Origin of the sequence: Psychroflexus gondwanensis ACAM 44, assembly GCF_000355905.1 — a bacterium.
In the GTDB taxonomy this organism is placed as follows: Bacteria; Bacteroidota; Bacteroidia; order Flavobacteriales; family Flavobacteriaceae; genus Psychroflexus; species Psychroflexus gondwanensis.
On sequence record NZ_APLF01000007.1, the window covers coordinates 1 to 18,446 of the forward strand.

Annotated in this window: 18 protein-coding genes and 1 pseudogene; 10 read left to right on the forward strand and 9 right to left on the reverse strand. The window is 35.7% G+C overall.

The genetic code is table 11. The features are described 5' to 3' along the window. The 4 genes and pseudogenes from PGOND44_RS15665 to rlmB all read left to right on the forward strand — a co-directional run. A partial coding sequence (locus tag PGOND44_RS15665; protein ID WP_003439461.1) for a hypothetical protein occupies positions 1 to 289 on the forward strand: 289 nt, incomplete at its 5' end. A gap of 38 nt (positions 290 to 327) precedes the next feature. Next, positions 328 to 830 (forward strand): annotated as a pseudogene (locus PGOND44_RS16125) (helix-turn-helix domain-containing protein). 19 nt (positions 831 to 849) lie between these two features. Next, on the forward strand, positions 850 to 2,697 hold the full coding sequence (locus PGOND44_RS07700; protein ID WP_003439464.1) for a S8 family serine peptidase: 1,848 nt from the start codon (positions 850 to 852) through the stop codon (positions 2,695 to 2,697). 66 nt (positions 2,698 to 2,763) lie between these two features. Then, a complete protein-coding gene (rlmB, locus tag PGOND44_RS07705) occupies positions 2,764 to 3,513 on the forward strand; it encodes a 23S rRNA (guanosine(2251)-2'-O)-methyltransferase RlmB (RefSeq protein WP_003439466.1) in 750 nt (249 codons plus the stop codon). A gap of 1 nt (position 3,514) precedes the next feature. On the opposite strand, the gene PGOND44_RS07710 is transcribed toward rlmB, so the two are convergent. Continuing rightward, complete coding sequence (locus PGOND44_RS07710; RefSeq protein WP_003439470.1) at positions 3,515 to 4,276, reverse strand: rhomboid family intramembrane serine protease; 762 nt, start codon at positions 4,274 to 4,276, stop codon at positions 3,515 to 3,517. 94 nt (positions 4,277 to 4,370) lie between these two features. Between PGOND44_RS07710 and PGOND44_RS07715 the strand changes: the two genes are divergently transcribed. Beyond that, complete coding sequence (locus PGOND44_RS07715) at positions 4,371 to 5,648, forward strand: replication-associated recombination protein A (RefSeq protein ID WP_003439472.1); 1,278 nt, start codon at positions 4,371 to 4,373, stop codon at positions 5,646 to 5,648. Here the strand turns inward: PGOND44_RS07715 and PGOND44_RS07720 are convergent. Genes PGOND44_RS07720 through radC form a run of 4 tightly spaced genes read right to left on the reverse strand, consistent with a single transcriptional unit; the run spans position 5,645 to position 9,076 of the window. Continuing rightward, on the reverse strand, positions 5,645 to 6,415 hold the full coding sequence (locus PGOND44_RS07720) for a hypothetical protein (RefSeq protein WP_003439475.1): 771 nt from the start codon (positions 6,413 to 6,415) through the stop codon (positions 5,645 to 5,647). The two genes, PGOND44_RS07715 and PGOND44_RS07720, sit on opposite strands and share 4 nt — an antisense overlap. Position 6,416: 1 nt before the next feature. Beyond that, positions 6,417 to 7,091, reverse strand: coding sequence for a YjjG family noncanonical pyrimidine nucleotidase (locus PGOND44_RS07725; protein WP_003439476.1), 675 nt, complete (start codon positions 7,089 to 7,091; stop codon positions 6,417 to 6,419). Beyond that, positions 7,088 to 8,374 carry a polysaccharide deacetylase family protein gene (locus PGOND44_RS07730; protein ID WP_003439477.1) on the reverse strand — a complete coding sequence of 429 codons (1,287 nt, stop codon included), beginning with the start codon at positions 8,372 to 8,374 and terminating at the stop codon, positions 7,088 to 7,090. The genes PGOND44_RS07725 and PGOND44_RS07730 overlap by 4 nt, the downstream gene beginning before the upstream one ends. A gap of 3 nt (positions 8,375 to 8,377) precedes the next feature. Beyond that, on the reverse strand, positions 8,378 to 9,076 hold the full coding sequence (gene radC, locus PGOND44_RS07735; protein ID WP_003439478.1) for a RadC family protein: 699 nt from the start codon (positions 9,074 to 9,076) through the stop codon (positions 8,378 to 8,380). Between the two features lie 135 nt (positions 9,077 to 9,211). On the opposite strand from radC, the gene PGOND44_RS07740 reads away from it, so the two are divergent. Continuing rightward, positions 9,212 to 9,799: an FMN-binding negative transcriptional regulator gene (locus PGOND44_RS07740; RefSeq protein WP_003439479.1), complete on the forward strand. Its 588-nt coding sequence runs from the start codon at positions 9,212 to 9,214 to the stop codon at positions 9,797 to 9,799. Here the strand turns inward: PGOND44_RS07740 and PGOND44_RS07745 are convergent. The 3 genes from PGOND44_RS07745 to ahcY all read right to left on the reverse strand — a co-directional run bounded on the left by PGOND44_RS07745 (position 9,793) and on the right by ahcY (position 13,490). After that, on the reverse strand, positions 9,793 to 11,148 hold the full coding sequence (locus PGOND44_RS07745) for a UDP-N-acetylmuramate--L-alanine ligase (protein ID WP_003439480.1): 1,356 nt from the start codon (positions 11,146 to 11,148) through the stop codon (positions 9,793 to 9,795). The genes PGOND44_RS07740 and PGOND44_RS07745 overlap by 7 nt on opposite strands. A gap of 82 nt (positions 11,149 to 11,230) precedes the next feature. After that, a complete protein-coding gene (locus tag PGOND44_RS07750; RefSeq protein ID WP_003439481.1) occupies positions 11,231 to 12,067 on the reverse strand; it encodes a tetratricopeptide repeat protein in 837 nt (278 codons plus the stop codon). A gap of 106 nt (positions 12,068 to 12,173) precedes the next feature. Continuing rightward, positions 12,174 to 13,490, reverse strand: coding sequence for an adenosylhomocysteinase (ahcY, locus tag PGOND44_RS07755; RefSeq protein ID WP_003439484.1), 1,317 nt, complete (start codon positions 13,488 to 13,490; stop codon positions 12,174 to 12,176). A 54-nt stretch (positions 13,491 to 13,544) separates the two neighbouring features. Here ahcY and PGOND44_RS07760 point away from each other — a divergent pair, with 54 nt between their 5' ends. Beyond that, complete coding sequence (locus PGOND44_RS07760; protein WP_003439486.1) at positions 13,545 to 14,177, forward strand: 4'-phosphopantetheinyl transferase family protein; 633 nt, start codon at positions 13,545 to 13,547, stop codon at positions 14,175 to 14,177. Further along, entirely contained in the window at positions 14,158 to 14,889 is a 732-nt protein-coding gene (locus PGOND44_RS07765) for a phosphoglycerol geranylgeranyltransferase (protein ID WP_003439488.1), read from the forward strand. The genes PGOND44_RS07760 and PGOND44_RS07765 overlap by 20 nt, the downstream gene beginning before the upstream one ends. Here PGOND44_RS07765 and PGOND44_RS07770 read toward each other — a convergent pair. Beyond that, positions 14,882 to 16,249 carry a saccharopine dehydrogenase family protein gene (locus PGOND44_RS07770; protein WP_003439491.1) on the reverse strand — a complete coding sequence of 456 codons (1,368 nt, stop codon included), beginning with the start codon at positions 16,247 to 16,249 and terminating at the stop codon, positions 14,882 to 14,884. The genes PGOND44_RS07765 and PGOND44_RS07770 overlap by 8 nt on opposite strands. A 71-nt stretch (positions 16,250 to 16,320) precedes the next feature. On the opposite strand from PGOND44_RS07770, the gene PGOND44_RS07775 reads away from it, so the two are divergent. Together PGOND44_RS07775 and pckA are read left to right on the forward strand one after the other, a co-directional pair. Beyond that, positions 16,321 to 16,713, forward strand: a complete 393-nt coding sequence (locus PGOND44_RS07775) for a DUF423 domain-containing protein (protein ID WP_003439492.1) — start codon at positions 16,321 to 16,323, stop codon at positions 16,711 to 16,713. Positions 16,714 to 16,788: 75 nt separating this feature from the next. Further along, positions 16,789 to 18,384, forward strand: coding sequence for a phosphoenolpyruvate carboxykinase (ATP) (pckA, locus tag PGOND44_RS07780; RefSeq protein WP_003439495.1), 1,596 nt, complete (start codon positions 16,789 to 16,791; stop codon positions 18,382 to 18,384). Positions 18,385 to 18,446 lie beyond the last annotated feature (62 nt).

Consider the following 18,446-nt stretch of genomic DNA (forward strand, 5'->3'; position numbering starts at 1 on the left):
CAGAATATTTAATATATTTTTGGTTTTATGTATCGCAGCTTTTTCTATAAGCTGTGATACTGACCCAATATTGTCAGAAGCTAATGTGGTAAGTTTTGAAGAAACTTCAAAATCTTTAGCTATAGACGTTGGTTCTTCTGTAAAAGGATTTACCCTAACATTATCAGGTTTAAATATCCCAGCAATGGTTATAATAATTGGTGGTTCTCAAGAAGGTTTAGTAAATTTTACAATAAATTATAATGATAAGCTTAGTACAATTCTTATTATATTAAGCGGGATTTTTTAATTTGTAAGTTCAAGAAATAAGTACAAAACTATAATCAATTGAACCTCCCTGAAAGGTATCAAATCCAAGCCTTACTGGAAACAGAAATTAGTAAAAGTGAAATCGCTAAAATTCTAGGAATTGTCCCCTGTACAATTTATAGAGAACTGGGCCGGAACATCGCTAAGTGAGGAAGGACAACTGGAAAGCATGTAGCATCAAATGCTTAAAGACGTGCAGATACCAAGAATAAGGTTAAGCAAATAATGTTCGTAAAGCCTCTAAAAGAGCTATTACTGGTTTATTGCGCTATGAGAAGCGGAGCACAGAACTTATCAGTAAGCGCTTAGAACTTGATGACGAAGATTCCGTGAGTCACGAAACAATATATCGGTGGAAATGGAATGTCAAGAAAAGTAAGAAGAAAACAGATTTAAGAAAAGTCTCTGAAAAACGAATTAAAGAAGTTGAAAGATTACTAAATTACAGATCAATTATAAAATTTAATTATTTAACCCAATTCAAGTCCTAAAAAAATAAATGTTTTGCACTTATGGGTTGAACTCAGCATTTAAAAAATTATGAAAAAAATATTAATATTTATTTGTTGTTTAACTTCTTTGGTTGTTTTTCCACAACAGAAACTAGAAGAATTAATAAATGAAACTGAAAAAATTACAAATGAAAGAAATCAAAGGATTTTAGACTATAAAAAATCAACCCCAGAAACTATTCTAACAAATGAAAAAAGATTGTTATGGGATATAATGAATGGCAAGCCTATCTACATAGAAAATTTCAATCTAAACTCAGAAAATGCATTGCGAACAAACTACCTAAAAAGAGGTTTATATGGTTTGGATTTAAAAGGCGATGGCTTAAGTATTGGAATATGGGAGGTAGGGGGTATTCCAGAGGTAATGCATCCAGAATTTATGGATGATAATTCGAATACTAGAATCATAAATAAAGATGGCAGCATTTCTGAAACATTTCATGCTACCCATGTAGCAGGAACACTTATAGCTAAGGGGAATGATCCAACAGCTGAAGGGATGGCAACTGGTGCTGTTTTAAATGCTTACGATGCGACAGATGACAAAATAGAGGTAATAACTGCTTTAGGTAAAAATGAAATTATAGTATCTAATCATTCTTATGGTTTTCCTGTAAAAAATTTAGAAGGAAATGAATGGTTTATGGGCGCCTATAGCCAAGAGGCTAAAAGCTGGGACGATATTATAAATTTATTTCCATATTATACTCCTGTATTTGCAGCTGGTAACGATGGGAATACTTTATATGATGGTGGTTTTTTTATAGGATATGATAAACTTACTGGAAGTACTAATTCTAAAAATACACTTGTAGTGTCAAATGCTAATATAATAGATATAGAACGTAGAACTGGTGTATTTAGCAATGCAACTATAAATTCTGGAAGTTCACAAGGTCCAACTGATGATGGGCGAATTAAACCTGACATTACAGGCCTTGGAAGTAGAATATATTCAACAGCACTTAACGAAGGATATGGTACTGCTACTGGAACTTCCATGGCTTCGCCAAATGTTGCTGGCTCAGCCTTGTTGTTACAAGAATTACATCGTAATCTATATGGACAATTTATGCTTTCCTCTACTCTCAAAGGTCTTATTTCTGTAACTGCAGATGATGCAGGCTCCACAGGTCCAGATCCTAATTTTGGATGGGGAATTATGAATTCAAAAAGAGCCTCTGAAGCGATAATAAATAATTATAGTGATGACATTATAGAAGAAAAAACATTAAATCAAGATCAAACTCAAACTATCCGAGTCCAAAATAATAGTGGCAAAATAATGAAAGTTGCGATCGCATGGAACGATCCTGCAGGGGTCGCTATTGAAGAGATTTATAATGACACTACTCCTGTTCTCGTAAACGATTTAGATGTAAGAATAAAAAATCTTAACAATGATCAAATTTATTTCCCTTGGCTTTTAGATATTAACAATCCTTCTACTCCAGCTCTAAAAGGAGACAATATCGTAGATAATATTGAAATTATAGAAATAGATCAACAAGGCTTATTTGATATTACAATATCTCACAAAAATGATTTATCTCAAGAAAAACAAATTTATAGCATTATTGTTTTAAACGGTAAAGAACAAAATTTATCTAACTCAAATTTTGAATCAAATTCTATCATTTTTTGGCCTAATCCAGTTAAAAACAATCTTAACATTACCACCAAAGATTTTAGATTTAATGATGATATCAGTGTTTCTATTTATGACATGACGGGTAGAGAAATCTTAAGCCTAAGTGATTTCAACAATCCCAATGCTCTAAATATTGATGTAAGCACACTTTCAAATGGTGTATATATTGTAAACTTGACTGATGGTCAACACTCTATCCAAAGTAGAATCATTAAAGAATAAGTCACTAAATCATAGGATTACTAAAGGGATTGACATAATTTTGTCAATCCCTTTTAATTTATAGTTATGGAAGAATCTAACATCATTTTTGGAATACATAGTATTGTTGAAGCCTTAAGGCAAGACAAAGACATCGAAAAGATTATCTTATTACGAGATTCTGACAATCCTAAGCTTAAGGAAATTGAAGGTCTAGCAAAGCAGAACACCATAAAAGTCTCCTACGTTCCCATTCAAAAATTTAGAAAGTACGAACAATTTAATCACCAAGGGGCTATTGCACATACTTCAAAAATAAGTTACAGTGATTTTGAGACAACTGTTGAAAAGGTTTTAGAAGCCAAAGAGAAACCTTTATTCTTACTGTTAGATGGTATTACCGATGTAAGAAACTTAGGAGCTATTTTAAGAACGGCAGAATGTACTGGTGTAGATGCCGTCATTCTACCCAAGAGCGGGAGCGCTCAAGTAAACAACGAAACCATAAAAACATCTGCTGGAGCAGCTTACAGTATCTCGATATGCAAAGTAGACCATCTTAAGGATGCTTTGTTCTATTTAAAATCATCTGGTGTTGAAATTGTTGCGGTGACAGAAAAAACAAATACCTCCGTTTATGAATTGGAACTCAATAAGCCACTAGCTCTACTTATGGGTGGTGAAGGAGAAGGCATCCAACCTAGCATACTAAAATTAGTTGATCAAAAGGGGAAACTTCCTATGTTAGGCAGTATCGAATCTTTAAACGTTTCTGTGGCCTGTGGTGTGGTCTTATACGAATGCCTAAGGCAACAAAACGTCACTGCTGCCAAATAAATCAATCTTTATCATCAGCCTTATATTTAACTTCAACTTCATCTGCGGTTGTAGATTGTGAGAAACTTGGATCTTCATGATCTGGATCTAAAGGTCTGAAGTTGCCGTTTTCATCAAACTGTTTCATAAATTCATCTTCTGAATTCGATTTCTTTTTCGGCTTATGTAAAGGGGGCAAATCCTGAAAATGAGTAGATTTCAGAAAGAAACTCAAAAGCAATCCAGAAATAAATCCGGATAAATGCCCTTCCCAAGAAATTCCTGGCTCGCCAGGCATAGTGCCCCAAACTAAACTCCCGTATAAAAAGACCACGATAAGGGCTAGGGCAACGAGCCTATAATTTCTGGAGCCTATACCTTTAAAAAACAAAAAAGATGCTAAAAAATAAACTACACCACTAGCTCCTATATGAAATGAAGGCCTTGCAATAATCCAGGTTAACAGTCCTGAGCTTAGCAAGCCGAAAAGCAAAGCCTTCCAGGCAATATCTTTGTAGAAGTAAAATAAACTAGCTAATAAAACTAAAAGTGGAATTGAATTTTTATAGAGGTGATCTATCCCACTATGTATAAATGGGGAAGCAAAAATTCCGAATAAACCTCTCACCTGTCTTGGGTATACCCCAAAGGATGTAAAATTAAATCTGAATCTAATTTCAATCCAATAAACTATCCATATAGAGAATACAATGAGAAGCGGCCATAGAATGGCAGGGGCTAAGGAGGATTTGTGATGTTGGTCTATAGGATTTATACTCTTCATAGTTCAAAAGTATTAAAAAGCGACTATTAAATAGAGGTCTGTTAAGAATTCATTTAAATAAAACAGGCTGAAAAGAAATCCTTAATTTTGAATTATGAAAGCACCCTTAGCCGAAAGATTACGACCAAAACAACTCTCCGATTACCTAAGCCAAACTCACCTTATTGGCGAAAAGGGGACTATTTCTCAAATGATTAAACGAGATTTAATACCGTCAATTATCCTTTGGGGACCACCAGGCATTGGTAAAACCACCTTGGCAAACTTGATTTCTAAAGAGACCAAGAGAAGCTTTTTTACTTTGTCTGCTATAAGCAGTGGCGTAAAGGACGTGAGAGAAGTCATCCAAAAAGCCAAACAAGATCAGGGTCTATTTGAACAAAAGAATCCAATTTTATTTATAGATGAGATCCACAGATTTAGCAAATCTCAACAAGATTCACTTTTGGGGGCTGTAGAAAAAGGCTGGATTACCCTTATAGGAGCTACTACAGAAAATCCAAGTTTTGAAGTCATTCCAGCACTACTTTCCCGCTGCCAAGTTTATGTCCTTAACGAATTTTCTAAGGAGGACTTAATTCTGCTTTTAAATAGAGCCAAATCTGAAGACGACTATCTTTCCAAAAAAAATATCACTTTAAAAGAAACGACTTCTCTACTTCGATTAAGCGGAGGTGATGCCAGAAAACTTCTGAATATGTTTGAGCTGGTCGTTAATTCTGTAGATGATGAGAATATCATTATTACAAATGATCTCGTTGAAGAAAAAATTCAACAGAAAACGGCTAGATACGATAAAGCTGGGGAGCAACATTATGATATCATATCGGCTTTTATAAAATCGATAAGGGGAAGCGATCCCAATGCAGCCGTATACTGGCTAGCAAGAATGATAGAAGGTGGTGAAGACGTCAAGTTTATTGCTAGAAGACTTATCATTTTATCAAGCGAAGACATTGGGAATGCAAATCCCACTGCTCTTATTATGGCTAATAACACCTTCCAAGCTGTGAATACAATTGGTTTTCCAGAAGCTAGGATAATTTTAAGTCAATGTGTGATTTACTTAGCGACTTCACCAAAAAGCAACGCCTCTTACCAAGCCATAAACGAAGCACAAGCCCTCGTAAAACAAACTGGAGACCTTTCTGTACCGCTTTCCATAAGAAACGCCCCCACCAAATTGATGAAAGACCTAGGCTATGGGAATGAATACAAATATGCCCACAACTATGAAAACAATTTTGTTCAAGCTGAATTTATGCCCGAAGACCTAACCGATAAAGTTTTGTTTAAACCTGGCAAAAACAAAAGGGAAGATCAATTAAGACAATTTTTAAAACAAAAGTGGACTGGTAAATATGACTACTAGTCGATTTTCTTGAACGTTACTTTTTGAATTCCATTCAAGTCTCGATCCATATATTCAACTAAAAGATTTCCTTCAGCATCAAAATAACCAGCTCCGTTTATAGTTTTTGAATTAAAAACAAAGGAACCCTTATCTGCTTTTTTAAGCTGAGCATAATTTATCTTACCTTGGTTGGATAAAAGATCATATCCACCTGAAGAATTAGAAACCAGCCAATAGGATTCCCCGCCAAATTTATAAATAGACTTATTTGGGTACTTCTCCTCTAGGTTTGAATGTGAACTTTCCGAAATATCATCTGCATCATTAGCCGAATCTTTAAATGTATTTAAAGACTCATCATAGGTATAACTTGCTGTGGAAAAGGACTCAAAAGCATTTCTTAAGGCATCTTTATATGATTTTTCAAAATCTTTTATCCTGCTTACCCCTACACTGGTTTTATAAACAGTATTTCCTGAACAATCACTAAGTAAGACTTTAACTTTAGTAGTTAGGAAACCCCCTTCATCAATTACATCTGCTCTTAATGATTTGCAGGGGTCTAATCTTAAAGCTAATGGCTTTTCTTCTTTATCCATATACACTATAAAGCCTTCCTCTTGGAATAAGACTCGGGCAAGAATATTAAGCCTATATTGGTTGGGCTCTGATTGAAAACTAAACTGCATGGGGACGATTACATATTCATAAGCATTTAAGCTTTTCGTTTGTCCAAAACTAAATTGAAGTGATAATGCGAAAATGAAAATTAGTATATATTTCATACTAAAAAAAGGTTTTGAGTTCGTTTAAATTTTGAATTTGGAGACCTTTATAGTTAGCGTCATATCCAAAAAATATGGCTTCTATCCCTATAGCCTTTGCTCCTTCTACATCCGCTTCAAGACTATCGCCTATCATGATACTCTGGGAGTGCTTTGTTTTTGCAAGGTCTAAGGCATAATCAAAAATAATCCTGTTTGGCTTCTTGACTCCTGCGTCTTCCGAGGTGGTTATTGTCTTAAAGTAAGGAGACAATTTTGAATTCCCTAGCTTCTTATGTTGCACATCGTAAAAGCCATTGGTAATGATATGAAGTTTATATTTGGCAGATAAATAGTCCAGCACTTCAAATGTATTCGGAAACAAATGATTGTAGTTTGGCAAATGTTCAATATAAGCTAGAGATAAATCATCGATGAGCTGATCGGATGCTGAGTACTTAAGCGTATTAAAAACTTCGCTCAAGCGATGAAATCTCAGGTTTTTTTGCTCGATCTTACCTTCCCTAAAAAGCTTCCAATACTTTTTATTCACAGGTAAGTAAACCTGCAGAAAATCGTTCAGCGGTAAATCAACCTTATAGCTTTTAAAAATTGTCTCAAAAGTAAGTTCTGAGTTTTTGTCAAAATCCCAAAGAGTGTGGTCTAGGTCAAAAAAAATATCGGTTATCTCTTTCATTGTTTCATTTCTTTCATGAGTGCAAATATGGCATTTTTTGAATAGCGATCTGCAAAATCTGAATTTTCAAATATAAAATTCATTTGTCCGTCTACTGATTTTATAGTGGATCTTAATTCTTTTAGTTCTTCAATTTTATCATAGATATCTATGCCTTTTAAAACTCTAGAATTTAAAATATAAGGCTGTATAACCAGTCCAGACACTTGCTCCAAATTCAAGTCATAAAACTGGAAAGCGGTGCAAGTCCCCGCTCGAAAGCCTATATTTTTTTGATAGCCCATAGAAAAATCTTTCTCGACTTCCAACTTGTTGAAATTGAGATAGGCATCCGGAAAATTAAGATGGTAATTCTTTATAAGCGTTTTCACCAAGCTTCTGTTTACGATGCTCTCCCAACGTTTTATTTCCTTCTTGAGAATTTTAAAGTCGTGGAGTGCTTCAAACCCTGGCAAAAGTCCTAAGTCTCCATAATCTCCCATAGATTTAATAAGCTTATGATAGATTCTTTTATTGTAACTAATACTTTTGCTGTATCTGGAGTAGTTGCTCAATTGAAAATAAAAATCGAGCTTCAATTTGTTCTCCTTTGCAAAACCTATAAGTTCATCATAAATATCATTAGGATCTGACTGAAGCCTCAACATAGTTTTAAATCGATCAAAAAGAGATTTGATCTGGAGTTGAAGAATATCCCTAAAAGAAGCCCCTACAAATCTTACAAACCCATTGTGCCTATGTTCAAAAGCTTTGGACACTGCTATTAAAAAATGACTGTTGAATCTTCGCTTTGGAAAAGTAATGCTAGGGAACTTAGCCTCCAATATTTTTTTTAGCTTATAAGCCCAAACATCTACCACTGGCTGTTTTAAAAAATCATGTTGGTGGGCCAAGCTTTCTTCAATAGGATAAGAATCTACGTCATTTTTCACATGCGGCTGATACTCTTCATATCTGGTAATCAAATAGAATGCAGCTGAAAAAATATCAAAAGGAATTTCACTTTCTGAAGAGACTCGAAAAAAGCACGGGACATCTTCCCAACGATCCATGCTGAAGTTAAGATCATTAATCCCTTGCTCATCCAACAAGCCAAACTTTTGGATAAAAATTTCATTACCCAATTTTTTCTTAGCGTAAGAAAATTTTACGCCCTCGAAAGCAATGAAATCTTCAACTTTTGTGCAGAACTTGACTTTAAACCCCAGTATCCTTCCACACATTTGTCTAAAGATATAGTTGATTCTTGGGGTTTGTTTTGGAATGTAAACTAATATTTCCATAAATTAAAGTATACCTTCATCTGCGAAGCTAAAATAAGTTTTTTCTGTTACAATAATATGGTCCAAAATCTTTATGTCCAGGAGGTCACCAGCATTTTTCAATTTTTGGGTAATGGTTTTATCCGCTTGGCTAGGTTGCAAGGTGCCAGAGGGATGATTATGTACCAAAATGAGAGCTGTAGAACCATGAGCTAAAGCACTTTTATAAACCAAACGAGTGTCTACCATAGTAGAGGTAATTCCGCCTTTGCTTAAAGGATATTTATAAATAATTTTATTTGAATTGTTCAACATTAGTATCCAAAACTGCTCGTGGTCCAAGTCCCCTAAAAAAGGATGCATTATTGTAAATACATCCTTACTTGTAGAAATTTTATTAAGCTCTTGGACAGACTCCGCTCCTCTCCTACTCCCCAGCTCAAGTGCTGCGATAATACTTATCGCTTTGGCTTCACCAATTCCTTTAAAATCTTGGAGTTGCTTCAAGTTCAATTTAGCGAGTTTTTGTAAACTATTTTCGGAGGTATGTAAAATCCGCTTACAGAGCTCAACAGCACTTTCTTCCCTATTACCAGAGCCAATCAAGATAGCCAAAAGCTCTGCATCACTTAAACTGGATTTCCCTTTATGAATTAATTTTTCTCTTGGTCTATCGCTTTCGGACCAATTCTTTATGCTAAAAGATTTTGAAGAGGGTTTCATACTATTGCTTGTTTAGATAAAGATAATCAAATGAGAAAAACCCTAAGCTCAACAATTCACAAGTCATAAATAATTGACTCGGAACTAAAATTCAGCTTAAAAACAGTGTAATTTTGACATTTTAACTTCTGAACTATGAGCTATTTACCAAGTCATTTTACATCCAAAAATTGGGAATCTGTAAAAGCCTTTATCGAATTATTTCCGCTAGCTACCCTAATCAGTCTTCATAACCAAGAAATTTTTACGTCACACATCCCTTTTATTATTGACAATGATAAATTAGTAGGACATATTAACAAGGAGAATCCCCAATTTGAACATCTCCATAAATCTAAAGTAGAACTTATCTTTCATGCGGGTGATGCCTACATTTCTCCTTCAGAATTTAAAACCGACGAGCTTCCTACTTTTAATTATGCTAAAGTCCATTTAAAAGGAAAAGCCAATTTTATAGAAGAACCCAAAATGGTAGAGAGTTTAATAGCCATGACCAACCAATTGGATTTTAACTTTAAGCTTAAACCGACTCATCCAAAACTACCAATGTTGAAGCATTTTATACAAGGTCTTGAAGTGTCTATAGAGGAGTTCCATGGCAGGTTCAAAATGAGCCAAGACAAATCTGAATCTCATTTTAATACAGCCAAAACGCTGCTCCAACAAAGTCAGGAAGAACGCTTAAATCTGTTTTTAAACAGCTTAAGTCAGTCAGATTATTGAATCCAATTTTTGATTTCTTCAAAATCCAATCCCCCATAATTCCCGCTGCTCATCAGCAACAAAACGTGGTCTAGATAAGACTTTGACTTCAAAAACTCTTTAAAAGCTTCAGGATTGGTAAATATTTTCAGGTCTGTTCTTCCAAAAGCTTCAAAGATTTGTTCCTTGGTAATAGCTTCAAGCTGTTTAATTTCTAAGGCTTTAGGAGAGTAAAACACCACAGCTTCATCTGCAGCATTCAAAGCTTCGTTATACTCTTTCAAAAACTCTGAATTTAAGCTACTATAGGTATGAAGCTCTAAACAAGCTAAAACCACCTTCGAAGAAAATTGTGCTTTCACCGCTTTTGTCGTGGCCGATACTTTGGAGGGAGAATGCGCATAATCCTTAAAAACGATAGCTGTATTGGATTCTGCTATTTTTTCCAGCCTTTTGGAGGCCCCTTTAAAGCTAGTGATCGCTTCGTAGAAATCATCTTGATCTACCCCCATATGTTGACAAATCCATTTTGCCCCTGCTATATTTTGCAAATTATGCTTTCCAAAAACTTCCACTGGCAAAGGGCCTTCTGGAGTTTCCAAATAGGTTACCCCATCATCTATAGTGTGTTCTGGAGTAGAATAGGCATGCTTCCGAGTAGGTTTTTTAGCATTTAGAGCTAGTTGAGTGAGGATATCATCTTCCTCATTGTAAACCAAAGTACTTCCATTGGTCATGGAATCAAGAAATAATTCAAACTGTTCTACGTAATTTTCGAAGGTAGGAAAGACGTTGATATGGTCCCAGGCAATACCGCTTAGCAAAGCAATATTGGGTTGATATAGATGAAACTTTGGACGTCTATCTAGTGCTGAACTCAAATATTCATCCCCTTCCAATAAGATAAAATCATTCTCTTCTGTAAGGTGAACCATTGTATCAAAGCCTTCCAATTGTGCTCCAACCATAAAATCTACTTCTTTATCGTGATAATGCATCACGTGTAGAATCATAGCGGTAATGGTAGTCTTACCGTGAGAACCTCCTATCACTACCCTAGTTTTTTGTTTAGAATGTTCAAAAAGATATTCTGGATAAGAATAAATTTTAAGACCTAATTCTGTAGCTTTTAGAAGTTCTGGGTTGTCTGCTTTGGCGTGCATACCAAGAATAACAGCGTCTATATCTGATGTCAATTTTTCTGGAAACCAACCAAACTCCTCTGGCAATAAACCCTTAGCTTTTAGCCTAGATTTGGAAGGCTCAAAGATTTCATCATCGCTACCTGTGACTCGGTCTCCCTTTTCATGTAAGGCGATTGCAAGATTGTGCATGGCGCTCCCTCCTATTGCTATAAAATGTAAATGCATTGTTGAAAATTTTAAATTAAAGATAATAGATTAAAAAAAAGAGCTAAAAAAGTTTAGATCTAATTTTCGTTGATATCCTGCCTTATTTCAGTTTAGACTTCAGCTGGTTAAGTTTTCTTTTATCTTTTGAATTTGACTCGTCTAAGTTTAAAGCCTCTAAAATAACTAAAGCTTTTCCCTTATTTTTATTTAATGTTATGGCTAATTCAGCATAGTCTGAAGCCAATTCTAATGAGTTTAATTTAGTAGCAGCTTTTTCCAAAGCCTCAAATCGTTTTATAGTTTGATTTGAGCGTTTATAAAGTTCTGCTAATTCCCTATACGTCGTTTCAGATTGACCCAGTTCTATGGCTTCTTTGTAAAAGCTTTCTGCTTTGTCAAAATTTTCTAGGTCTCTTTCGATAAACCCATTAGCCAAAGCACCATCAACAGGGCTAATCGACTTTAACTGTGAAGCATATTCTCTAGACGTATCTTCACTACCTCCTAAAATTCCTGGGATTTCCAGATAAATTTGAAGTAGAGCCCATCTGGATTCTATATGCTTTGGGTCTAACTGGATTGCTTTTTTGAGATGAAATTTTACATCGTCCAGTAAGCTCATTGCTTTAAAAGGATTGGCATTTTTAGCAACCAAACCTAGAGCTCCTCCATATCTAAAGTTATATTCAGCATCTTCAGGATAATCTTCTACTAGTGTTTTAGAAACCTCAGCACTTTTTTTCCAATTGTCTAGCTTAGCGTAGGACTGTCCCAAATAATCTCTTGCCATCTTATCTAACGGCTCTTCTTCAAGAACATCTGAAAAATAACTAATCGCTCGATTATAATTTTGATTATTAAAAGCTGTTGTTCCTTTTTCAAACTGAGTTTGAGCCATAAACAGCATTGGCCATAGAAATAGTATTAAGGTTTTCATTTTATAAAACTATTAGATTTTGGAGACAAAGTCTTTCAATTGTAAGAATATTAATAAAAAAACCAAGCCAAAAAGGCTTGGTTTGTATTAAAACACTAGTGCACAACTAGTATCTGTAATATTCAGGTTTATATGGACCTTTAACTTCTACACCGATATAATCAGCTTGATCGGTTTCCAACTCTGTAAGTTCAACTCCTAGGCGTTCTAAATGGAGTTTCGCTACTTTTTCATCCAAGTGTTTTGGAAGCATGTAGACTTCATTTTTGTACTGGTCTGTATTTTGCCATAACTCCATTTGAGCAAGAGTTTGGTTAGTAAAGGAGTTACTCATCACAAAACTTGGGTGGCCTGTTGCGCATCCCAAATTCACAAGACGGCCTTCAGCTAATAAAATAATGTCTTTACCATTAATGGTATACTTATCGACCTGTGGTTTAATTTCCACACGGGTATCACCGTGATTTTTTTTCAACCAAGCTACGTCAATTTCATTATCAAAATGACCAATATTACAAACTACTGTTTTGTCTTTAAAAGCTTCGAAATGCTTAGCTCTAATGATGTCCTTATTACCTGTTGTTGTAATAATAATATCTGCCGTTGGAGCTACAGTTTCCAATTTCTTGACTTCAAAACCGTCCATAGCCGCTTGCAAAGCACAAATAGGGTCTATTTCTGTAATTGTAACTATAGAACCGGCTCCTTTAAAAGAAGCTGCGGTACCTTTACCAACATCACCATACCCACAAACAATAACACGTTTTCCAGCAAGCATAAGGTCTGTTGCTCTTCGTATAGCATCTACAGCACTTTCTCTACATCCGTATTTGTTATCAAATTTAGATTTGGTTACACTATCGTTTACATTGATAGCTGGCATAGGTAAGGTTCCGTTTTTCACTCTCTCATATAGCCTATGAACCCCAGTAGTTGTTTCTTCAGATAAACCTTTTATAGCATCTGCAAGTTCTGGATAGTCATCAAGAACCATGTTGGTTAGATCACCACCATCATCCAAAATCATGTTTAAGGGTTGTTTATCCTCCCCAAAAAACAAAGTCTGCTCGATACACCAGTTGAACTCTTCTTCCGTCATTCCTTTCCAAGCATAAACAGCAACTCCAGCTTCTGCAATGGCCGCTGCCGCATGGTCTTGAGTGGAAAATATATTACAAGAACTCCACGTTACCTCAGCACCAAGCTCAACGAGAGTTTCAATTAACACAGCAGTTTGGATGGTCATGTGTAAGCAACCAGCTATGCGAGCGCCCTTCAAAGGTTTTTGTTTTCCAAACTCTTCTCTCAACGCCATTAACCCTGGCATTTCTGATTCTGCTAACTCTATTTCGCGTCGTCCCCAATCTGCCAAAGAAATATCTTTAACTTTATAAGGAGTATAAGGTAATGTTTTAGTACTCATAATTAATTTTATTATATTTTTGAACACAAAATTAAGGAAACCCTTTATAACTTTATGCCGATTTACAAAAGAATAACAGTAGATGAAGATACTACCGCTCTCATCTGGAAGATAGAAGAATCTTTAAAAAGTCTGGAAGAGGGTGTTGAGCTGACGGATTATTGCAGAGAGCGATACGACGGCATGAAATCTCAGATCCATAAAAAAGGATTCATGAGCATCAGGCATTTGCTAAAGGAGTTTGGATATTCTGATTTTGATTTAGACTACGACATTAAGGGCAAACCTCATCTTAAGGATGGTTACAAAATCTCTATTACTCACTCTTTTGAGTTTACCGCAGTTATCGTATCAAATAAAAAAGTTGGAATTGATATCGAAAAACAACGCGACAAAATAAAACTCATCGCACCAAAGTTCACTCCTATTGAAGAATATGAAGCTCTAGGAGATACTGAAGATCTCGTTAGAAAATTGACTATCGTTTGGGGAGCAAAGGAATCCCTTTATAAGCTTTACGGAAAAAAAGGATTGCTTTTTTTACATGATATCTTTGTGAACGATTTTGAAATTTCAGCTAAAAAAACCACCGCTAAGGTAACGTCAAATAATCAAATCACTTTTTATAACTTAAATTTTCTTGAGTTCGAAAATTTCACTTGTGTTTATGCTATTGCCAATGATTAATCCTTCTTCACATCCTATTTACTCTAGTATTTTACAGAGCATTCAAAATGGTAATCGCTTATTTAGCATTTTAATAGATCCCGATAAGTTTAATCTATCTCAAACTCAAGGGTTTTTAGACCGAATGCCAAGCGATACGGATTTTATTTTAGTGGGAGGAAGTCAGGTAAAACATCAACAAACAGAGGTAGTGGTGAAACAGCTCAAATCCTTTACCAGATTGCCTATAATTCTTTTTCCTGGAGATGTGAATCAACTAACAGACTCTGCAGATGGCCTTTTGTTTTTGAGTTTACTTTCAGGTCAAAATCCTGAATACTTAATCAATCAACAGGTTAAGTCTATTTCAAAATTAAAGAACTCTACTTTAGAGATTATCCCTACAGGATATATTTTGATAGATGGCGGCAAAACGACTTCTGTTTTGGAAATTAGTCAAACCAAAGCTATTCCTCAGAACCAAATTTCAACTGTCGTGCATACGGCTTTAGCTGGCCAATTTTCTGGCAAACTGCTTATTTACCTTGAAGCTGGAAGTGGTGCAAAAACACCAGTATCTGCAGAAATAATTTCAGAAGTCAAGAAAGCCATTACTATTCCTCTTATTGTTGGTGGAGGAATTAAAAATGACTTTCAAAAACAATCTGCTTATGAGGCTGGAGCCGATATGGTTGTTATGGGCAATAGTTTTGAACTCAACTCCTCTAGTTGAGTTGATCTGGGTTATAGCCTATAAATTCTTTTTCGGTCTCTTCGAACTTAATATCATAATCCTCTAATGATTTTAATATGGGGTTGTATATTTCTGGATAGATAGGCCTCAACACACCAGGCTTTTTAATTTCGCCATTTAGAATTTTGAGGGCAGCAATACCAACAGGAAGTCCTACTGTTTTAGCCATAGCCGTATAAGTTTGGTCTTCGCCGATACTTACCATTGTAGAATCGATCTGCTTTCTTTCCCCATCTAGCTCAAATCCAAATTTGTGATACATCACAATCATATCTTTATCTTCTGGCTTCAAAGTCCACTTATCTTCAAGAATTTTTTGAAGAGCTTGAGCTGGAGTTGCATTTTTTAGTCCAATAATTTTCTCTGAATTAAAAATATCCAATTCTACAAGTTTATCCCAAATGAGATCATCTTGGTCAATTTTTAAGCTCAACCTTAGCTTGAGTTCAACTGAATCTGTAGGCGAATAGGGCAAGAATGAATTCACAAAAGACCTATAACTCATGCTCTCTGTATCCTGCATCACGTAGGTATCGTCTGTCAATCCTAGTTGAACAAATACGTTCCAGGCTTTGCTAAAACCAATGCGCCTTAGAGTTCCTCTATAGATAGTAGGAATATTCTCCAATCCATAAATACTTCTGTAGGCTAAAGAGTTTCGATTAGCTAGGCCTTCGAAACGGCCATATTTTGGGATGCTTAAAAATTCGGTTCTACGAAAAAGGCGTTGGTAAGGAATATATTTATATTGACCTGCTTGCATAAATTCTGCGGCGGCCCCTTGCCCTGCCACAACAACGTTTCTGGGATTCCAAGTGAATTTATAATTCCAAAGGTTATCATCGCTTTCTGGAGCAACGAGTCCCCCTGTAAAAGATTCAAAAAGCAACATTTTACCTCCTTGAGCCCTTATTCTATCAATCACTTGCATAGCACTCATATGGTCGATCCCTGGGTCCACCCCTATCTCATTCATGAAGGTGAGGCCTTTTTCTTTAACCTCTTTATCCAAGGCTTCCATCTCTTTAGAGACATAAGACGCTGTAACCATGTTTTTATTAAACTTCACACAGTCTTTTGCAACTTCTATATGGAATCTGGCAGGTAGCATAGAAATGACAATATCTGCATTTTGTATAGCTTCTTGTCTATTGGCTTTATCAAAAATGTCTAGTTGTATAGCCTTTGCATTGGGATGATCTGCTGCTAGGCTTCTAGCGTTATCAATAGAAATATCTCCTATTATTAATTGAAGGTCTTCTTGAGTGGAAGCCTTTAGTAAAAACCTGACGAGTGATGATGTGGATTTTCCTGCACCTATGATTAAAATTGATCTCATATTCAAAAATGGATTTTAATGATTAATTTTGTGTAAAAATTGAAATTACATAATATAATAGGGATACAAGAATGAAGCAAAGAAAAAAATTGGTTTTACTCGGAAGTTGTTTTGGAGGTTTAGGAATTATTCTTGGAGCTTTTGGAGCTCATGGTTTGGAAAGCATAATTTCTGAAGATGCGATAACCACCTTTGAAACAGGAGTGAAATACCAAATCTACCACGCCTTGTTTCTGCTTTTTCTATCCGCACAAACCTTCACTACAGAAAAACTTAATAACATCCTCTTTTGGCTCATACTCGCTGGAGTTGTTTTCTTTTCGGGTTCTATTTATGGCCTGGCCACCAATGAACTTACAAGCTTCGACTTTAAAGCTATAGCTTGGATTACACCTATAGGAGGGACTTTATTGATTTTAAGTTGGGCCTTAGTCTTCATTCAAATTATTAAAAAAAGCTCATAATTTATAATAATTACTTCCTTAATTTAAATATAAACTAGTTAGCTTTGTCTACCATAATAACAACACAACAAAATTATGAATAACTTAAAGCGAATCACGAAAACGATTGAGTTAAAAAATTATGGCATCGATTCTAAAAAAATCAACTACCAACTTTCTCCTGAAGATTTACATGATATCACCATTCAAAAAGGGATGGGTGTTGAGGTAGACAGTGGTGCACTTGCCGTCAATACTGGCGAATTTACTGGACGCTCTCCGAAAGATAGATTCATTGTTAAAGACGATATTACCAAAGATGAAGTATGGTGGAGTGATATCAACTTAGAATTTGATCCTGATCAGTTTGATAAACTATACGATAAAGTGGTTAACTACCTCAACGATAAAGAGCTTTTTGTAAGGGATTGTTATGCCTGTGCAGATGAAAATTACCGGCTCAACATAAGAGTCATTAATGAATATTCGTGGAGCAATATGTTTGCTTACAATATGTTTTTGAGACCTACCGAAAAAGATCTCGAAGATTTTTCTCCAGAGTGGACCGTAATTAGTGCTCCTGGTTTTAAAGCAAACCCTGAAGTGGATGGCACACGGGCTCACAATTTTGCAATTCTTAATTTTACTCGAAAAATTGCCTTAATAGGAGGTACCGGATATACTGGAGAGATAAAGAAAGGAATTTTTTCTGCTCTAAATTTCATACTCCCAGTCATGAAAAACACTCTACCGATGCACTGCTCTGCCAATGTCGGAAAAGATGGAGACACTGCGATTTTCTTTGGTCTTTCGGGGACAGGAAAAACAACTTTATCTGCAGACCCAGACAGGAGGTTAATCGGAGACGACGAACACGGTTGGACCAATGAAAACACAGTCTTTAATTTTGAAGGAGGGTGTTATGCAAAAGTCATCAACTTATCTCGCGAAGGAGAACCAGAAATATATGACAGTATAAAACCAGGAGCCATTCTTGAAAATGTAATTATTAAAGATGGGGAAGTAGATTTTAAAGACAAAAGCATCACTCAAAACACCAGAGTAAGCTATCCTATTTACCATATAGACAATATTCAACCTGGCTCTGTAGGGGAAAAACCTAAAAATATCTTCTTTTTAACGGCAGATGCTTTTGGTGTGTTACCTCCTATAAGCAAACTCACTCCTGGACAAGCAGCTTTTCACTTTATAAGTGGTTATACTGCTAAAGTGGCGGGAACAGAAGCTGGAGTTACAGAACCCATACCGAGTTTCTCTGCTTGTTTTGGCGCTCCGTTTATGCCTTTACACCCAGCTCGGTACGGTGAGATGCTGAGTAAGAAAATGAGAGAAGCAGGAGTGAAAGTTTGGCTAATTAACACAGGATGGACTGGAGGACCTTATGGGACAGGAAACCGAATGAAACTGAAGTTTACCAGGGCTATGATTACTGCAGCATTGGAAGGCCAACTGTCTGATGTGGAATACAGAACACACGAGATCTTTAATATTGCAATGCCTAAAAGTTGTCCAAATGTGCCCTCTGACGTATTAAACCCAAGAGAAACCTGGGCAGATAAGGAAGCTTACGATCTTAAAGCTAAATCCCTCGCAAAATCGTTTATAGATAATTTCAAGAAATTTGAGTCTTACGCAGATGAAGAAATTTTAAATGGCGCCCCCAACGCTTAAAAACTGGAAACCCTTATTAATTAAAGAGCCGATATACAAATGTATATCGGCTCTTTAATTTG